Here is a 17267-nt window from a genome sequence, read left to right as displayed (position 1 = left end):
CCTCATCGGTTCGTTGTCTGGCGCAGCAGCATGGTGCCACCGCGCTGGGTAAATTCAAGTTTGTTCAGTGCGCTCATGCCGAGCAGCACCTGTTTGCCTTCCAGGCCGGGTGCGACCAGCGCGCGAACATCACGCAACACAATGTCGCCCAGCTGCAGCCGGTCGATGCGGGTTCGATAGCCCTCGCTCAGACCATTGGCCGTGCTCAGGGTCACCCCGAAGCCTTGTTCCAGTTTCAATCCCTCGGCCACACTGGCCGGAATCGACACATCCGTCGCCCCGGTATCGAGCATGAAATCCACCGGATGGCCGTTGATCGCACCGCTGGCGACAAAATGCCCTTGGCCGTTGCTGACCAGTTTCACTTCGATAAACCCGTCACCCTGTTCGGAACTGACCACCACATTCGGGTTTTGCTGCCGCTCTTCCCACTGCCCGAAAAACCGCGTGGCCAGAAACAGTGCCGCGCACCAGGCCAGCACCATCAACACTCGACCGGCGCGCTTGCCCGGCGGTTGTTGACTCACGGCTTCGCGCTCCAGCCACCTTCAGGCGCGGCGAAGCGCCAGACAACCGGGCGGACTTCGCCATCGGCACGGGGCCCGAAATTGTTGTCGACGCCGATCCAGGCACCGTCAGCGTCAATGATCAACGCCTCTTCCAGCCCATAATTTTGCGAATAACGACGGTTTTCCTGCAACAACTCGGCCGCATACGACCAGCAGCGTTCGACCTTGGCCGTCTGCGGGTCACGGCGACAAATCTGATAGGCGTTGCGTTCAAGGGTAAACAACTTGCCGTTGAACAATGACAGGTCAGAGAAATCCCGGTTGACCGGTCTGGCATGAGGGAACTGCGGCGGCTGCATTTCCATCCCCGCTTCGCTCAACAGCACACAGCCACCGTCGCAATCCCAAACGGTCTGTTTACGCTTGATCGTCAACAAACCGCGGCTTTGACGTTCGGCAGCAAACCACATCTGATCACCCGCAGGATTGATCACCAGGCCCTCGAACAGCGCATTGAACTGCAACAGCATGCCGCTGGCCCGCGCTTCGCGAACCAGCATCGGCGAGATTTTCAGCCAGCTCGCCGGCCCAGTGGGAGGCACCAGGAGGACGGCCGCATGACCTTCGCTGACGATGTAGCGGTTGCCGGCGCTGTCGCAGGTAATGCCCTCAAAATCCAGATCGCCGCCCCGCACGAACGACGCCACCCAGGTTCGCGAACGCAAACCCCAAGGCAAACCGGTGTCCGGCACCGGCGGTACGCCGATGCCCACGGTTTCGGCCTGCCAGGTCGGGTTGCTGGTATCGAGGCGGTAGATTTGATCATCGTCGCGATCAGAGACCGTCCACAAGTCCTTGCCGCATTGGGCCAGCCCCGACAGGTTGCCACCGCGCATACCGTCAACCGGATGCTCGGAGATCACGCGCAATTCTGGTGCCGGTTCAGCCAAGGCCAGAACCGGGGTCAGAAGTAACGCACACGCCAGGGCAAAGCCAAGCCGCATCAACCAAGAACCTCGGCCAGGTTGCCCTTGGATTCCAGCCAGGACTTGCGGTCACCGGCGCGTTTCTTCGCCAGCAGCATATCCATCATTTCCGAAGTGGCTTCGAAGTCTTCCAGCGTCAGTTGCACCAGGCGCCGAGTGTTCGGGTCCATGGTGGTTTCGCGCAGCTGCGGCGGGTTCATTTCACCCAGGCCTTTAAATCGGGTGACCTGCGGCTTGCCGCGTTTCTTCTCGGCGACCAGTCGATCGAGAATGCCATCACGCTCGGCTTCGTCCAGGGCGTAGTAAATCTCCTTGCCCAAGTCGATGCGGTACAGCGGCGGCATCGCGACGTAGACGTGACCGGCATCCACCAACGGGCGGAAATGCTGGACGAACAAGGCGCACAGCAGCGTGGCAATGTGCAGACCGTCGGAGTCGGCGTCGGCAAGGATGCAGATCTTGCCGTAACGCAGCTGCGCGATGTCCGCCGAGCCCGGATCGACACCGATGGCCACGGCGATGTTGTGCACTTCCTGGCTGGCCAGCACTTCGCTGCCATCGACTTCCCAGGTGTTCAGGATCTTGCCGCGCAACGGCAGGATCGCTTGAAACTCTTTGTCCCGCGCTTGCTTGGCGGAACCGCCGGCGGAATCACCTTCCACCAGGAACAGCTCGGAACGCATCGGGTCCTGCCCGGCGCAATCGGCCAGTTTGCCCGGCAGCGCCGGCCCTGCGGTGATGCGCTTGCGCTCGACCTTCTTGCTCGCCTTGAGGCGGCGGCCGGCGTTGTTGATCGCCAATTCCGCCAGGAGCATGCCGGTTTCCGGGTTGGCGTTGAGCCACAGGCTGAACGCGTCCTTGACCACACCGGAGACGAAGGCCGCCGCTTCACGGGACGACAAACGCTCTTTGGTCTGGCCGGAGAATTGTGGCTCCTGCATTTTCATCGACAGCACGAAGGCGATGCGTTCCCAGACGTCTTCCGGCGCCAGCTTCACGCCGCGTGGCAGCAGACTGCGGAACTCACAGAATTCGCGCATCGCATCGAGCAAACCCTGACGCAGGCCGTTGACGTGAGTACCGCCCTGGGCCGTCGGGATCAGGTTGACGTAGCTTTCCTGCACGCTGTCGCCACCTTCCGGCAACCACAGCAACGCCCAATCAACCGCTTCTTTATTACCGGCGAGGCTGCCGCAGAACGGCTCGTCCGGCAGACGTTCGAAGCCGTTGACCGCATCCACCAGGTAGGAACGCAGGCCATCTTCGTAATGCCATTCGACTTTTTCGCCGGTGGCCTTGTCTTCAAAACTGACCAGCAGCCCCGGGCACAGAACGGCCTTGGCCTTGAGCACGTGCTTGAGGCGGCTGATGGAGAATTTCGGCGAATCGAAGTACTTCGGGTCCGGCGCGAAGAACACGCTGGTACCGGTGTTGCGCTTGCCGACGGTGCCAATGACTTCCAACTCGGTTTTCTTGTAACCGTCGGCGAAGGTCATCTGGTATTCGTTGCCGTCACGCTTTACGCGCACCCGGACTTCGTTCGACAAGGCGTTGACCACGGAAATACCCACCCCGTGCAGACCGCCGGAGAACTGGTAGTTCTTGTTGGAAAACTTGCCGCCCGCATGAAGCTTGGTGAGGATCAGTTCGACTCCGGACACGCCCTCTTCCGGGTGAATGTCCACCGGCATGCCACGGCCGTCATCGCTGACTTCCAGGGAGTGATCGGCGTGCAGGATGACCTGCACCGACGTCGCATGCCCGGCCAAGGCTTCGTCGACACTGTTGTCGATGACTTCCTGGGCAAGGTGGTTCGGCCGACTGGTGTCGGTGTACATGCCGGGGCGTTTACGCACCGGGTCGAGGCCCGAGAGGACTTCGATGGCGTCTGCGTTATAAGAGCTAGCGCTGGGAGTGGCCATGGGGTCTCGTCGTCAAATGTTCGTGAAATAGAGGCGACGGTTCACAGTGCTGTGAAATCGATCGCCTGATACAAATCTGCGCCGATACCGGCAAAACTCAGCATCGCCGGCAATTGCGTGGCAAAACCCTGGAAACTATGGTCGCCGCCGGCCTGGATGCGCAAGGCACAGGCCCGGTAATACTGCTGGGCGAGGCGATAGTCCAGCGTTTCGTCACCGGTCTGCAACCACACCTGATACCGCTGCGGGTCCCGGGGCGCCGGCACTTCCAGCTCGGCCAGGGCCGTCACGTGGTCGTGGGTCAATTCCCAGGCCTCATCGGTATACAGGTTTTTCTGCGTTCCCAGGTACCCGTCGAACATCCGGTGCGGACTGACGGCCGGGTTGATCAGCAAAGCCTTGAGGCCATGACGCTCGGCCAAGTGAGTCGCATAGTAGCCGCCGAGTGAGCTGCCGACCAGCAGTGGCCGCCCCAGCTCTTCAATCGCCTGTTCCAGCTGACCGATGGCCTCGCGCGGGTGGTGATGCAAGGCGGGTACGCGCAGTTGATCGCTCAGGCCGAGTCGGTCCATCACCTGCATCAACTGCGTGGCCTTTTTCGACGAAGGCGCGCTGTTGAAACCGTGGATATAAAGGATCGAACCAGACATTTGAGCTCCCTGTGCGTCGGGTAAAGAGGCGCAGTTTACAGGGAGTCGGGGGGATCGGGGATATCTGCTGGAATTGGGTCGACTTTGCGGACGCCTTCGCGAGCAGGCTCGCTCCCACATTGGAATGCGCCCCCTGTGGGAGCGAGCCTGCTCGCGAAGGCCGCGACGCGGTCGCACTGGATACTCAGTAACCGTCAGAGCCGTAATCAACCTGAAAATCAAACCCGGTGACCCGTTCGACACCGGTTTCAATCTGCCCATCCGGCAACAACCGCAACCAGCGATACCCCGGCGCCTGCTCCCCGACCTTGAAATCATCACTGCCCGGCTCGAACTGAATGCAGGTCGACGGCGAGGCAATCAGTCGAACGCCGTTACGCACCTGGTCGATTTCCTGATGCACATGCCCCCATAAAACCGCCCGCACCTGCGGAAAACGATCCAGCACTGCAAACAGTGCCTCAGGATTGCGCAACCCGATCGGCTCCATCCACGCACAGCCAATCGACACCGGGTGATGGTGAAAACACACCAGATGATGCCGCTCCGGCGCCTCACTCAATGATCGAGCCAGCAACTGCAACTGCTCATCCTGCAAAAACCCCGGCACCGAACCCGGCACGGCGGAATCAAGCAAGGTGACTCGCCAGTTGCCAACATCCACTACCGGTTCCAGCAATGCGCTTTGCACCGCCGCCTCGGCCATGATGTGTGGCTCATCGTGATTGCCGGGAATCCAGCGCGCCGGCGCATCGAGCTGGCCGGTCATGTCGCGAAACTGCTGGTAGGACTCCAGCGTCCCGTCCTGGGACAGATCGCCACTGGCAATGATCAGGTCGATCTGCGGCTGCTGAGCCTGCACCAGCTCGATGACTTTTTGCAGGCTGTCCCGCGTGTTCATGCCCAGCAACGTGCCGCCCGCTTCGGCGAACAGGTGGCTGTCGGAGAGTTGCACCAGCAACGCCGAATCGGCGGTGGTCAATGTGGATACGCTCGGCAAGGCGTTCTCCCAGGGCTGAATCACGGGGGTGGATAGGTGCCGCAATTATGCTGGGGGACGCTCAAAAGGGGAAACCTGTGAACCTGACGCAGTTCACAACTAGCGAACGACGGCGTATTCGTGCCCGCAGGCCAGGCAATGGCTCAGCCACTCACCCAGAAACATATTCAACTGGGCCTTTTCATCCGGTTGGTGCATCGAGGCGTTCGGGTAAGGATAGATGCCGCGAAAACGTCGTGCATGTTCGGCGCTGACCACTTCGGCCATGCAGGCGTCGTGGTAGACCTGCACTTCCAGTTGCGGAATTGGCAGCCACGGCAGGCTGTGCTCCTGGCGCACTTGCAGGGTCGTGGTGTACGGACAGACCTGCAGCACTTCCAGCGCCAGCACGCCGAGCATCTGTTCGCCATGCGTCACGGCAATGCGCCGCGCCGCCGGCTCGTCGCGCATGTCCGGCAGCAGTCGCATCAAGCGCGCGTAGTTCGCCTCACAGGAAGCTTGCAGCCCCGCAAGGTCCACCCGATAGCGATCGCGCAGCTTGTTTACGACCATAACCCCCTCACTTCAGCGCGGTTTAAAGCTAACCATTGCAAGGCAATGATGCTGGCCGCGTTGGCAATTCGTCCGTCACGCACGGCTTGCAAGGCATCTTCTAACGCCCAGACCGTGACGCGGATATCTTCAGCTTCTTCCTCCAGCCCATGCAGGCCGCCAACCCCATTCGTGTCGCAACGCCCCAGGAACAGGTGCACGAATTCATTGCTGCCGCCCGGCGACGGGAAATATTTGAGCATCGGCCAGAGCGCCCCGAACATAAGCCCAGCTTCCTCCTGCCCTTCGCGGTGAGCAACTTCTTCCGGCACTTCTTCCTTGTCGATCAGACCAGCGACCAGTTCGATCAACCAGGGGTTGTCGGTCTTGCCCATGGCGCCGACGCGAAACTGCTCGATCAACACCACTTCGTCGCGCTGGGGATCGTATGGCAGCACGCACACCGCATCGTGGCGCACGAACACTTCACGATTGATTTCGCGACTCATGCCGCCGGCGAACAACTCGTGGCGCAAGTGCACACGGTCGAGCTTGTAAAAGCCCTCGTAGCACTTTTCGCGCCGAACGATATCAACGGCGGTCGGAATGGCGTTGGCAAAATCAGTCATGACAATCCTCTTTACTGCAAATCCGTTACGAGGCTCCTGTTGGTGACTTGCAACCTCGACTTCGCGCCATCCTAACGCGCCTGCGACATTTGATGCAGCCCCTTTCCCGTCAGCGGGATAGACGGTGAGGGCGAAACCAACTCTAATTAGCTTAGTGGCGAACTGACTGCTTCGTTGAGAGTCGAAGCGGATAACTTTTTGCCTTTCCCTGTTTTACAAAGGACGCCCATGTCGCTTTTTAAAATTGCCTCCGTGGCCGCAATCGCCCTGACGCTGGGCGCCTGCCAGAGTCTGTTTCAGCCCAACTACCGGGCGCCGCTGGAAACCACCCGCGACGCTACCGAAACCCTGAAACCGGGCTGCACCACTCCCGATTGCCCGCTGGTGAACATCGATACACTGCGCTTCCCTGCCGAACCGCAGCTTGACGGTATCGTCGAAAAACGCCTGCTGCAAATGACCCGCACCACACCGGACACCCCGGTGGCACCGACATTGACGGCCTATCGCGATGAGTTTTTGCGCACCGCCGGTCCGCGCTACAGCAGTTACTTGCAAGCCAAGGTACGTGAGCAGCATGACGGCTTGGTGATCGTTGAATTTTCCAGCTACCTGGACACCGGCGGCGCACATGGCACCCCGGGCCGCAGCTTTATCAACTATTCCCGCCAGCAGCACAAAGTGCTGACGCTGTCGGACATGTTGGTGCCGGGTCAGGAAGAAGCGTTCTGGAAAGCCGCGCAAGTGGCGCACAACAGCTGGCTGATCAGCACCAAGCTCGATCAGGAACCGGAGTTCGTGAAGAGCTGGCCGTTCCAGAAAACCCAGAACGTGGCGCTGACCTACGGCGGGGTGATCCTCAAGTACGAAACCAGCACCATCGCGCCTTACGCGCTGGGCCATGTCGAACTGAAGATCCCCTACCCACGCCTGAATGGCATCATCAAGCCCGAGCTGTTTCCCGGCCGTAACTGAAGGCCCGGCCCAGCACCAGCTGCAGCAGCCCTGCCAGAATCAACGACGGCAGGGTTGCGCCGATGTCCGGATACAGATTGGCCAGCAAGTGATAGGTGCTCACCCCGCCCAACCAGGCGAGCAACGCCGGCCAGCGCAACGCGGCTGACGCCACTTGAGCCGAACGCTTGCGCAGGATGAAGTGATCCACCAGCACCACGCCGAACAGCGGCGCAAACACCGAACCGATCAACAGCAGGAAGTTCTGGTACTGGGCCAATGGCGCCAGGCACGCGATCAGTGTGCAAATCACGCCGATGGCCAAGGCCAGATGCTCGACCTTCAGACGCAACAGAATCCCGCTGGAGACAGCCGCCGAGTGAATGTCGGCGAAGGCGTTTTCCGACTCATCCAACAGGATCAGCAGCAACGGAATGCCCAGACCCGCACCTGCCAGCGCCAGCAACAAGGCATTCACTTCACCGCTCGGCGCGAACGCCAGGGTGTAGGCCACGCCCAGGCTCATCAGCCAGAAATTACCGATAAAGAAGCCCAGCGCGGTGCCGCCGAAGACGTTTTTCGCACGCTTGCCGAAACGCGAGTAGTCGGCAATCAGCGGCAGCCACGACAGCGGCATCGCGATAGCAATGTCGAAGCCCACGGCGAACGGCATCGAACCATCACCGGCCTGCGCCCACAAAGCGCCCAGATCGGCTTTGGCGAACAGGTTCCAGGTCAGCCAGATGCACGCCGCCAGCAACAGCCAGATGCCCCACTTGCGCAGGATCTGCCGCACGAATGTCAGAGGACCGCTGACGGCCAGCAAGGTCGCCAAACCACCGAAGAAAACTGTCCAGAGCAGCGGATTCGACAGCAGGCTGCCTTCGCTGAATGCACGCGCGCCGAGCAGGCTGGCGGCGTCGCGCATGACAATGATTTCGAACGAGCCCCAACCGATCAGTTGCAGCAGGTTCAGCACGGCCGGCAGGCTCGCGCCACGTTTGCCGAGGCTGAGTTTGAGCGCGGCCATCGACGACAGGCCGGTGTCGCTGCCGATCACGCCGACGGCGGCCAGCAGCAAAACGCCGACCAGGGTGCCGAGGAAGATTGCCAGCAGCGAGCCGGACAGGCCCAGGCCCGGCGCGAGCAAGGCGCCGGTCTGCAGCACCATCAGGCCGATGCCGAGGGAAAACCACAGGGAAAACAGATCACGGCCGCCGAAGACGCGTTTGTCGGTTGGCACGGCGATGTCGGGGGAATACGTACTCGGTTGAATGCTCAAGGGTGTTATCTCAGAGGGACATTTGTTGTTCTTTTGATCCTATTCGCGAGCAGGCTCGCTCCCACAGGAGAATGCATTCCAATGTGGGAGCGAGCCTGCTCGCGAAGGGGCCCTTTCAGGCCCCTCCTTATTCAGGTCAGATCAAACCTTCTTGTACAGCTGACTGCCTTCCTGCTTGAACCGTTCAGCCTGTTCCGCCAATCCCTGGGCGACCTCGGCATCCACGGTTTCGATCCGCTGGTTGGCCGCGTATTCACGGACTTCCTGGGTGATTTTCATCGAGCAGAATTTCGGCCCGCACATGGAGCAGAAGTGCGCGACCTTGGCCGAATCCTTCGGCAGGGTTTCATCGTGATACGAACGGGCGGTGTCCGGATCCAGGCCGAGGTTGAACTGGTCTTCCCAACGGAATTCGAACCGCGCCTTGCTCAAGGCATTGTCGCGAATCTGTGCGCCCGGATGCCCCTTCGCCAGATCGGCGGCATGCGCGGCGATCTTGTAGGTGATGATCCCGGTCTTCACGTCATCCTTGTTCGGCAGGCCCAAGTGTTCCTTCGGCGTCACGTAGCACAGCATCGCGCAACCGAACCAGCCGATCATCGCCGCACCGATCCCGGAGGTGATGTGATCGTAACCCGGCGCGATGTCGGTGGTCAGCGGGCCGAGGGTGTAGAACGGCGCCTCGTCACAGCATTCCAGCTGCTTGTCCATGTTCTCTTTGATCAACTGCATCGGCACGTGGCCCGGGCCTTCGATCATGCACTGCACGTCGTGTTTCCAGGCGATCTTGGTCAGCTCGCCGAGGGTTTCCAGCTCGCCGAATTGTGCAGCGTCGTTGGCGTCGGCAATCGAACCCGGACGCAGGCCATCGCCCAGCGAGAAGCTGACGTCGTAGGCCTTCATGATTTCGCAGATGTCTTCGAAATGGGTGTAGAGGAAGTTTTCCTTGTGGTGCGCCAGGCACCACTTGGCCATGATCGAACCGCCACGGGAAACGATCCCGGTCACGCGCTTGGCGGTCAGCGGCACGTAGCGCAGCAGCACGCCGGCGTGGATGGTGAAGTAGTCAACGCCCTGCTCGGCCTGCTCGATCAGCGTGTCGCGGAACAGCTCCCAGGTCAGGTCTTCGGCCGCGCCGCCGACTTTTTCCAGGGCCTGATAAATCGGCACGGTGCCGATCGGCACTGGCGAGTTACGGATGATCCACTCGCGGGTTTCGTGAATGTGTTTGCCGGTGGACAAGTCCATGACCGTGTCCGAACCCCAGCGAATGCCCCAGGTCAGTTTCGCCACTTCTTCTTCAATGGACGAACCCAGTGCGCTGTTGCCGATGTTGCCGTTGATCTTCACCAGGAAGTTACGGCCGATGATCATCGGTTCCAGTTCGGTGTGGTTGATGTTGGCCGGAATGATCGCGCGACCACGGGCGATCTCGTCACGGACGAATTCAGGGGTGATGATTTTCGGCACGCTGGCGCCGAAGCTGTGGCCGGCGTGTTGCTGGTCCAGCAGGCCGGCGGCACGGGCCACTTCCAGCTTCATGTTTTCGCGGATGGCGACGTATTCCATCTCGGCGGTGATGATGCCTTGGCGGGCATAGTGCATCTGGCTGACGTTGGCCCCGGCCTTGGCGCGGCGCGGGTTGTTGACGTGGGCGAAGCGCAGCTTGGTCAGCTCGGCATCGGCGAGGCGTTCCTGGCCGAAGTTGGAGCTCAGGCCCGGCAGGCGTTCAGTATCGCCACGGGATTCGATCCACGCGGAACGCACATCGGCCAGGCCTTTGCGCACATCAATGATGACGTTGGGGTCGGTGTACGGGCCCGAGGTGTCGTACACCACCACCGGCGCATTGATCTCGCCGCCGAAGTCGGTCGGCGTTACATCCAGGCTGATTTCGCGCATGGGCACGAGGATGTCGGGGCGCGAGCCCTGGACATAGATTTTTTGCGAGCGGGTAAACGGTTGAACCGACTGTTGATCGACTTGGGCCGAATCACTCAGGTTCATCGTATTTTTTGGTTTTATCGTCATCACGGGCTCTCCAGACAGCATCCAGGCAGTGGAATTTTGTCGGAGCGAACCTGTAACGAATGGACGCGATCAATCAGCCATAACAACGCTGTTGGTGCTGTGCTCAGTGCTCGAGGGGTGTTCGATTGTCGAACAACATCCCGGACGAAGCACAAGAGGACTCGCCGGGTGACGAGAAATCTTGTTCCCTACGCAGGCGCTAACCTGATCAGGTTCAACGGGATCCGAAATTATTCGATCTCAGCCTCATAGCAAGGCACCCCGACAAGAACCCGGCCAGTCTAGACACAACTGACAAAGAACGCCAACACCGAACAAAACACCTTGATGAATGGCAGATACAGGATTGTTGCCGCCCGATTGCACAACTACACTCGCTACGCCAAGCCATGCGTTGACGTGGTACGTGCCGCGCCTTAGCCTTGGCGCTCAAATTACTTGTGTAATATTAATTCTAGGGATCGCCTATGCTGCGCAAACTTTCACTGGCCCTTGCCGTGTCTTGTGCGTCTTATGGAACGGGCTGGGCAGCAGAAGCGCCCTTATCGACCAAGAACGACCTGGTCAGCGTTTACCAGGAGGCAAAGGCCAACAACGCCGACCTCGCGGCGGCCATCGCGCAATATGGCGCGCAGAAAGAAGTCGTGCCTCAAGCTCGCGCCGGCCTGCTGCCCAATCTGTCGGGTGGAGCCGAAGTCGCCAGCGTGCGCACCGCGATCGACCAGCCTTCGGCGACGGCCAATCGCAGTGCAAATTCGTATCAGGCCACCCTGGCGCAGCCGCTGTTCCGTGCTGATCGCTGGTTCCAGTTCCAGGCCGCCAAGGAAGTCAACGAACAGGCCGCCCTGCAACTCTCGGCCACCGAGCAAAACCTGATCCTGCAATCCGCTGAAAGCTACTTCAACGTGCTGCGCACCCAGGACAACCTGGCGTCGACCAAGGCTGAAGAGGCCGCGTTCAAACGCCAGCTCGACCAGTCCAACGAGCGTTTCGACGTGGGCCTGTCGGACAAGACCGACGTGCTGAACTCACAAGCCAGCTACGACACAGCACGCGCCAACCGCATCGTTGCGCAGCGTCAGGTGGACGACGCGTTTGAGGCGCTGATCACCCTGACCAACCGTCAATACAATTCGATCTGGGGCGTCAGCCATCAATTGCCGATCCTGGCTCCGACACCGAACGATGCCAAAGCCTGGGTCGATACGGCGGCTCGGCAAAACCTGAATTTGCTGGCCAGCAACTACGCCGTCAGTGCCGCCGAAGAAACCCTCAAGCAGCGCAAGTCGGGTCATCTGCCGACGCTCGATGCCGTGGCGAAATACGAAAAAGGTGACAACGACGCGTTGGGGTTCAGCAACCCGAGCGCCTTTGGTCAACCGTACAGTGGCAACGTCGAGCAAACGACGGTCGGCCTGCAACTGAACATCCCGATCTACAGCGGCGGCTTGACCACCTCGCAGGTGCGTCAATCGTATGCGCAGCTGGACCAGACCGAGCAGCAACGCGAATCCCTGCGTCGGCAAATCGTCGAAAACACCCGCGACCTGCATCGCGCGGTGAACACTGACGTTGAGCAGGTACAGGCGCGCAAGCAGTCGATCATCTCCAACCAGAGTGCGGTGGAAGCGACGGAAATCGGTTATCAGGTGGGGACACGCAACATCGTTGACGTGCTGGACGCGCAGCGCTCGCTGTACACCTCGGTACGCGACTACAACAACACCCGCTACGACTACATCCTCGACAACCTGAAATTGAAACAACAGGCCGGTACGTTGAACCCGGGAGACCTGGAAGACTTGAAGCGCTACCTCAAGGCTGACTACAACCCCGACAAGGACTTCTTGCCACCTGATTTGGCCAAGGCGGCGGAACAGCAACTCAAGTCAAGACCACCGACCCAGTGATGCTTGCGGCGAGGGGGCATGCCCCCTCGCGACACTTTAGCGGCCGATCAAGCGCCCCAGCCCATCCAGCAAGCGCTGCAACGCGCCCTGATTGCTGCGCATCACTTTCAGCCCCGCCTCAGCCATCCGCTGCGCATCGCGCGGCAACTCGAACAGCCGCTGCACCGCCAGCGCCAGGCCTTCGGCATCCTCCACTTCCTGCAACGCTCCGGCACTGCGCAACTGCGCGGCGATTTCGAGGAAGTTGAACAGGTGCGGCCCGCTGAGTACCGGCTTGGCCAACGCGGCTGGCTCCAGCAGGTTATGTCCGCCGTTCGGCACCAAGCTGCCCCCCACGAACGCGGTATCTGCCAAGGCGTAGAGAAACAGCAACTCGCCCATGGTGTCGCCCACCAGCACCGACGTGGCTGAGGTCACCGGCTCGCCTGTGGAACGCCGCAGCGTGGCGAAACCCTGTTGCTGACACAGCTCGAACACCGTGTTGAAACGCTCCGGATGGCGTGGCACCAGAATCAGCAACGCATCGGGATGATTGGCCAGTAACTGACGATGGGCCGCGAGGACCACTTCGTCTTCGCCTTCATGGGTACTGGCGGCGATCCAGACCGGCCGCTCAAGCGTCTGCCATTGCGTGCGCAGTTCGACGGCGCGCTGCAGCAATTGCGGGGCGATGGTCAGGTCGAACTTGATCGAGCCGGTGACTTCTACAGTCTCAGGACGCGCACCCAAGTCACGAAAACGCTGGGCTTCAGCCTCGGTCTGTACCGCGAACAAGCTCATCTCAGCGAGCATCGGCTGGGTCAGTTTGCGAAAGCGGCCATAACCCTTGGCCGAGCGTTCGGACAGTCGCGCATTGGCCAGTGCCACGGGAATCCCGCGCTTGGCGCATTGGTGAATGTGGTTGGGCCAGAGTTCGGTTTCCATGATCACCGCCAGCGTTGGACGGACCCGGTCAAGGAAACGCGCGGCGGCGCAGGGCAAATCGTAAGGCAGGTAGCAGTGCTGGATGCGCGGTTCGTTGGCGAACAACGCCTGGATGCGCTCGGACCCAGTCGGGGTCATGCAGGTCACGGTAATCGGCAGCTGTGGATAACGTTGCAGCAAGGCGCGAATCATCGGCGCCGCCGCAATGCTTTCGCCCACCGACACTGCGTGTACCCAAATACCGCCCGGCTTCATCACCGGCAGGCCGAAGGAAAAACGCTCGCCAATGCGTTTGGCATACGCAGGCGCCTTTCGCGCCCGCAGCCACAGCCGAATCGCTACCAGTGGCAGCCCCAGGTAAAACAGCGCGGTATAGAGAGTTCTATTCATGGCGGCGGAGTTTATCGGCTTTTCTCGCCGATCGCCTGCAAGTGCACGGCAAAACGTTCGGCCAGCCAACGAGCCGCCGGGCCGAGCGGCTCATCGCGACGCCACACCAACTCCACCACTAGCGCCGGCGGGGTCCATTCGCTGTCCAGTTCGACCATCAGGCCCTGGTACGCCGGGTATTGCACCACGTGCCGGGGCAGCCAGGCCCAACCGAGGCCGCGCACCAGCCATTCGGCCATCACGTAGAAACTGTCGGCCCGCCAGACTTGCGGGCTGGCCGGCTCGCTGCCGGGGTAGACGCTGGACTGGGTCGACATCAGCAACTGCCGATGCTGCGCCAGCGCCTGGCAATCAACCTGAGCCTGTTTCGCCAGCGGATGGCCGACGCCGCACACCGTGAGCATTTCGACACTGCCCACCACTCGCCGCTCAAGGGCTTCGGGGATCTGGTCGTGATAAAACAGCAACCCCAGATCGGCCCGGCGCTCCACCAGTTTGCGCGCGACATCGCCTTGAGCAGCGCTGGTCAGTTGCACTTCCAGGCTGGGAAATTTTTCCGCCAGAGCTTCGAAACTTTCAATGATCGGCTGATAGGGCATGGCTTCATCCTGAGCCACGCGCAAACGCGCTTCCTGGCCGCGCATCATGGCCAATGCGCGGCCGTTGAGGCGCTCGCACTGGCGCAACACTTCACGGGCCTCTTCCAGCAAGGCATTGCCGGCCTCGGTAAGTTTCGGCTGACGGCCGCTGCTGCGATCGAACAGAATCACGCCCAGATCTTCTTCCAGCAGCGCAATCGAACTGCTGACCGCTGACTGCGCCTTGCGCTGATCGCGTGCCACCGCAGAAAACGAGCGCTGCTCCGCTACGCTGACAAACAACCGCAGTTGCTCAAGATTCCATTGCATAGGCCAACCCATCTCTCTGGCAGATAGGTAATGACTTTACCGCATCTGAAGAGTCTCTAAAATACCGACCTCAGAAAGCAACACTTCACACGAGGATGCACCCATGACCGCTTACTACTACCTGGCCATCGCCATCTGTGCCGAAGTGATCGCGACTGTTTCGATGAAAGCCGTCAAAGGTTTCAGCACGCCGCTGCCGTTGGTTCTGGTGATCGTCGGTTACGGCATTGCCTTCTGGATGCTGACCCTGGTGGTGCGCAGCGTTCCGGTCGGCGTCGCTTACGCAGTGTGGGCCGGCATGGGCATCGTGATGGTCAGCGTCGCGGCGCTGTTTATCTATGGGCAGAAACTGGATGTACCGGCGATGCTGGGGATGGCGTTGATCGTGCTGGGCGTCGTTGTCATCCAACTGTTCTCCAAAACCGCCGGGCACTAAAGCCTGAACACAATCCACTGTGGGAGTGAGCCTGCTCGCGAAGGGGCCGTGTCAGTCGACATCAGTATTGCCAGACACACCGCATTCGCGAGCAGGCTCGCTCCCACAAGTTTTTGCATCTCTCCTGTTGATCACCAGCAAATCCCCTTTTCTTCGAGTCTGTATACTGCGCCCTCGTCTTGAACACTGAGGTCGCCGCATGCCATCCGTTATTTCCACCGACGTTCTGATTGTCGGCGCTGGTGTCGCCGGCCTCTGGCTGAATGCGCGCCTGCGCCGCCAGGGCTTTTCGACCGTGCTGGTGGAAAGCGCCAGCCTCGGCGGCGGGCAGAGCGTGAAGTCCCAGGGCATCATCCACGGCGGCGCCAAGTACGCGTTGCATGGCGCCCTGACCGGGGCGTCGGAGGCGATTGCCGACATGCCGCGTCGCTGGCGTGAAGCGCTGGCGGGCGATGGCGAACTGGACCTGTCCGGCGTGCGCCTGTTGTCCGAAGCTCACTATCTCTGGTCCCCCGGCACGCTCGCCGGCAACCTCACCAGCTTCTTCGCCAGCAAGGCCGTGCGCGGGCGTGTCGATCAGGTCAAGGGCGAGCAACTGCCGCCGGCCCTGCAAGACAAACGCTTCAAGGGCAAGGTCTATCGCCTGGCCGAATTGGTGGTCGACGTGCCAAGTCTGATCCAGCGCCTGGCCGATCTGGCCGGTGATGGCCTGCTCGCCGGGCAGAAGATCGAGCCGCTGCTGGAAGGCAATGTGCTGGTCGGCCTGAAGGTCGACGAGCGCGAGATTCGTGCCCAGCGCATAGTCCTCAGCGCCGGCGCCGGTACGGCAGCATTGCTCGAAGCACTGGGCTTGAGTCAGCCCGCCATGCAGCGTCGGCCGTTACACATGATCATCGCCAAGGGCCCGGGCCTCAAACCGCTGTACGCCCATTGCCTGGGCGGCGGCACCAAACCGCGCCTGACCGTGACCACTCACCCGGCGGCCGACGGTCAGTGGGTCTGGTACATGGGGGGCGACATTGCCGAGGCCGAAGGCGTTGCCCGCGAACCTGCCGAGCAAATCGCCACGGCGCAGCACGAGCTCGGGCAGTTGCTGCCATGGATCGACCTGAGCACCGCGCAATGGGCCACCCTGCGCGTGGACCGCGCCGAGCCGCTGCAATCGGGGCTGACCCGTCCCGACAACGCCTTCCTCGCCGAGCAAGGTCGCCTGCTGGTGGGCTGGCCGACCAAACTGGCGCTGGCGCCAGACTTCGCCGACCGGGTCATCGCCAGCCTGACGCGTGACGGCATCCAGCCAAGCCATCCGGCGCCCCTGCCAACATTGCCGAAACCGCCAATGGGCGTGCCAGCCTGGGAGCAACTGCTGCGATGAGCCAACCGACCCTGCACGATCTGCATCGCCCGCTGGGCAGCACCGGCCTGCTGGTTTCGCCGCTGGGCCTGGGCACGGTCAAACTCGGCCGTGACCAGGGCGTGAAGTATCCCAATGGCTTCCAGATTCCTGACGACGACGATGCACGCCGGCTGCTCAAGCTCGCCCGCGACATGGGCATCAACCTGATCGACACCGCCCCGGCCTACGGCCGCAGCGAAGAACGCCTTGGCCCGTTATTGCGCGGCCAGCGTGAGGACTGGGTGATTGTCAGCAAGGTCGGTGAAGAGTTTGCCAATGGCCAGTCGAGCCATGATTTCAGTGCCGTCCACACCCGACTGTCAGTGGAGCGCAGCTTGCAACGTCTGGAAACGGATTTTATCGACCTGGTGCTGGTGCACTCCGACGGCAACGATCTGGCGATCCTCAATGACAGCGAGGTCTACGCGACCCTCGCCGCGCTCAAGGCCGAAGGCAAGATTCGCGGCTTCGGTTTTTCCGGGAAAACCGTCGAGGGTGGCTTGAAGGCTCTGGAGCAAGGTGATTGCGCCATGGTCACCTACAATCTGAACGAGCAGAACGAGAAGCCCGTCATTGACTATGCTGCTGCTCACGGCAAAGCCATTCTGGTCAAAAAAGCCCTCGCCAGCGGTCATGTGTGCCTGAGTCCAGGCGTGGACCCAGTGCGCGCCAGCTTCGAGTTGTTGTTTGAACATCCCGGTGTGGCCAGTGCTATTGTCGGGACCATTAATCCGCTGCACCTCGCCCACAACGTTGCGACCGTTGCCCAGGTCCTCCGTAGAAACTGATGCCGCCCACGCGGCCTTAAG

16 protein-coding genes and 1 riboswitch are annotated in these 17267 nt (G+C 61.1%); of the genes, 5 read left to right on the top strand and 11 right to left on the bottom strand.

All coding sequences use genetic code 11. The annotated features are described in order from the left end of the window. Positions 1-2: 2 nt before the first annotated feature. The 7 genes from ACWKV5_RS09575 to ACWKV5_RS09545 form a co-directional block, all read right to left on the bottom strand. Complete coding sequence (locus tag ACWKV5_RS09575; RefSeq protein ID WP_483841082.1) at positions 3-527, bottom strand: retropepsin-like aspartic protease family protein; 525 nt, start codon at positions 525-527, stop codon at positions 3-5. Further along, positions 524-1513, bottom strand: coding sequence for an esterase-like activity of phytase family protein (locus ACWKV5_RS09570; RefSeq protein ID WP_483841081.1), 990 nt, complete (start codon positions 1511-1513; stop codon positions 524-526). Before ACWKV5_RS09570 ends, ACWKV5_RS09575 begins: the two co-directional genes overlap by 4 nt. Further along, positions 1513-3417, bottom strand: coding sequence for a DNA topoisomerase IV subunit B (gene parE, locus ACWKV5_RS09565; RefSeq protein ID WP_483841080.1), 1905 nt, complete (start codon positions 3415-3417; stop codon positions 1513-1515). Before parE ends, ACWKV5_RS09570 begins: the two co-directional genes overlap by 1 nt. A gap of 41 nt (positions 3418-3458) precedes the next feature. Further along, the gene (locus tag ACWKV5_RS09560) at positions 3459-4067 is read right to left on the bottom strand and encodes a YqiA/YcfP family alpha/beta fold hydrolase (protein WP_483841079.1); all 609 of its coding nucleotides are present in this window, start codon (positions 4065-4067) and stop codon (positions 3459-3461) included. Positions 4068-4251: 184 nt separating this feature from the next. After that, positions 4252-5067 carry a 3',5'-cyclic-AMP phosphodiesterase gene (gene cpdA / locus ACWKV5_RS09555; RefSeq protein ID WP_483841078.1) on the bottom strand — a complete coding sequence of 272 codons (816 nt, stop codon included), beginning with the start codon at positions 5065-5067 and terminating at the stop codon, positions 4252-4254. Positions 5068-5166: 99 nt separating this feature from the next. Further along, a complete protein-coding gene (locus ACWKV5_RS09550; RefSeq protein WP_027922011.1) occupies positions 5167-5619 on the bottom strand; it encodes a DUF1249 domain-containing protein in 453 nt (150 codons plus the stop codon). Next, on the bottom strand, positions 5610-6227 hold the full coding sequence (locus tag ACWKV5_RS09545) for an NUDIX domain-containing protein (protein ID WP_483841077.1): 618 nt from the start codon (positions 6225-6227) through the stop codon (positions 5610-5612). Before ACWKV5_RS09545 ends, ACWKV5_RS09550 begins: the two co-directional genes overlap by 10 nt. Before the next feature lie 228 nt (positions 6228-6455). On the opposite strand from ACWKV5_RS09545, the gene ACWKV5_RS09540 reads away from it, so the two are divergent. Further along, complete coding sequence (locus ACWKV5_RS09540; RefSeq protein WP_483841076.1) at positions 6456-7202, top strand: RsiV family protein; 747 nt, start codon at positions 6456-6458, stop codon at positions 7200-7202. Here the strand turns inward: ACWKV5_RS09540 and cytX are convergent. Together cytX and thiC are read right to left on the bottom strand one after the other, a co-directional pair. Continuing rightward, entirely contained in the window at positions 7171-8463 is a 1293-nt protein-coding gene (gene cytX, locus ACWKV5_RS09535) for a putative hydroxymethylpyrimidine transporter CytX (RefSeq protein WP_483841075.1), read from the bottom strand. The two genes, ACWKV5_RS09540 and cytX, sit on opposite strands and share 32 nt — an antisense overlap. Before the next feature lie 141 nt (positions 8464-8604). Then, complete coding sequence (gene thiC, locus ACWKV5_RS09530; RefSeq protein WP_007946989.1) at positions 8605-10494, bottom strand: phosphomethylpyrimidine synthase ThiC; 1890 nt, start codon at positions 10492-10494, stop codon at positions 8605-8607. Positions 10495-10662: 168 nt separating this feature from the next. Then, positions 10663-10768, bottom strand: a riboswitch (TPP riboswitch). Positions 10769-10961: 193 nt separating this feature from the next. On the opposite strand from thiC, the gene ACWKV5_RS09525 reads away from it, so the two are divergent. Further along, positions 10962-12404 (top strand): TolC family outer membrane protein, encoded by a 1443-nt coding sequence (locus ACWKV5_RS09525; RefSeq protein ID WP_483841074.1) that lies wholly within the window; start codon positions 10962-10964, stop codon positions 12402-12404. Between the two features lie 36 nt (positions 12405-12440). On the opposite strand, the gene waaA is transcribed toward ACWKV5_RS09525, so the two are convergent. Next, positions 12441-13718, bottom strand: coding sequence for a lipid IV(A) 3-deoxy-D-manno-octulosonic acid transferase (waaA, locus tag ACWKV5_RS09520; RefSeq protein WP_483841073.1), 1278 nt, complete (start codon positions 13716-13718; stop codon positions 12441-12443). An 11-nt stretch (positions 13719-13729) separates the two neighbouring features. Continuing rightward, a complete protein-coding gene (locus ACWKV5_RS09515) occupies positions 13730-14626 on the bottom strand; it encodes a LysR family transcriptional regulator (protein WP_483841072.1) in 897 nt (298 codons plus the stop codon). A gap of 103 nt (positions 14627-14729) precedes the next feature. Here ACWKV5_RS09515 and ACWKV5_RS09510 point away from each other — a divergent pair, with 103 nt between their 5' ends. From ACWKV5_RS09510 to ACWKV5_RS09500, 3 genes are all read left to right on the top strand, one after another. Beyond that, entirely contained in the window at positions 14730-15062 is a 333-nt protein-coding gene (locus ACWKV5_RS09510) for a DMT family transporter (protein ID WP_015093202.1), read from the top strand. A 199-nt stretch (positions 15063-15261) separates the two neighbouring features. After that, positions 15262-16437, top strand: coding sequence for an NAD(P)/FAD-dependent oxidoreductase (locus ACWKV5_RS09505; RefSeq protein ID WP_483841071.1), 1176 nt, complete (start codon positions 15262-15264; stop codon positions 16435-16437). Next, the gene (locus tag ACWKV5_RS09500; protein WP_483841070.1) at positions 16434-17246 is read left to right on the top strand and encodes an aldo/keto reductase; all 813 of its coding nucleotides are present in this window, start codon (positions 16434-16436) and stop codon (positions 17244-17246) included. Before ACWKV5_RS09505 ends, ACWKV5_RS09500 begins: the two co-directional genes overlap by 4 nt. The last annotated feature ends 21 nt before the right edge of the window (positions 17247-17267 follow it).

This window comes from Pseudomonas oplopanacis (assembly GCF_057128725.1).
This window is presented reverse-complemented; position numbering and strand designations above follow the sequence as displayed.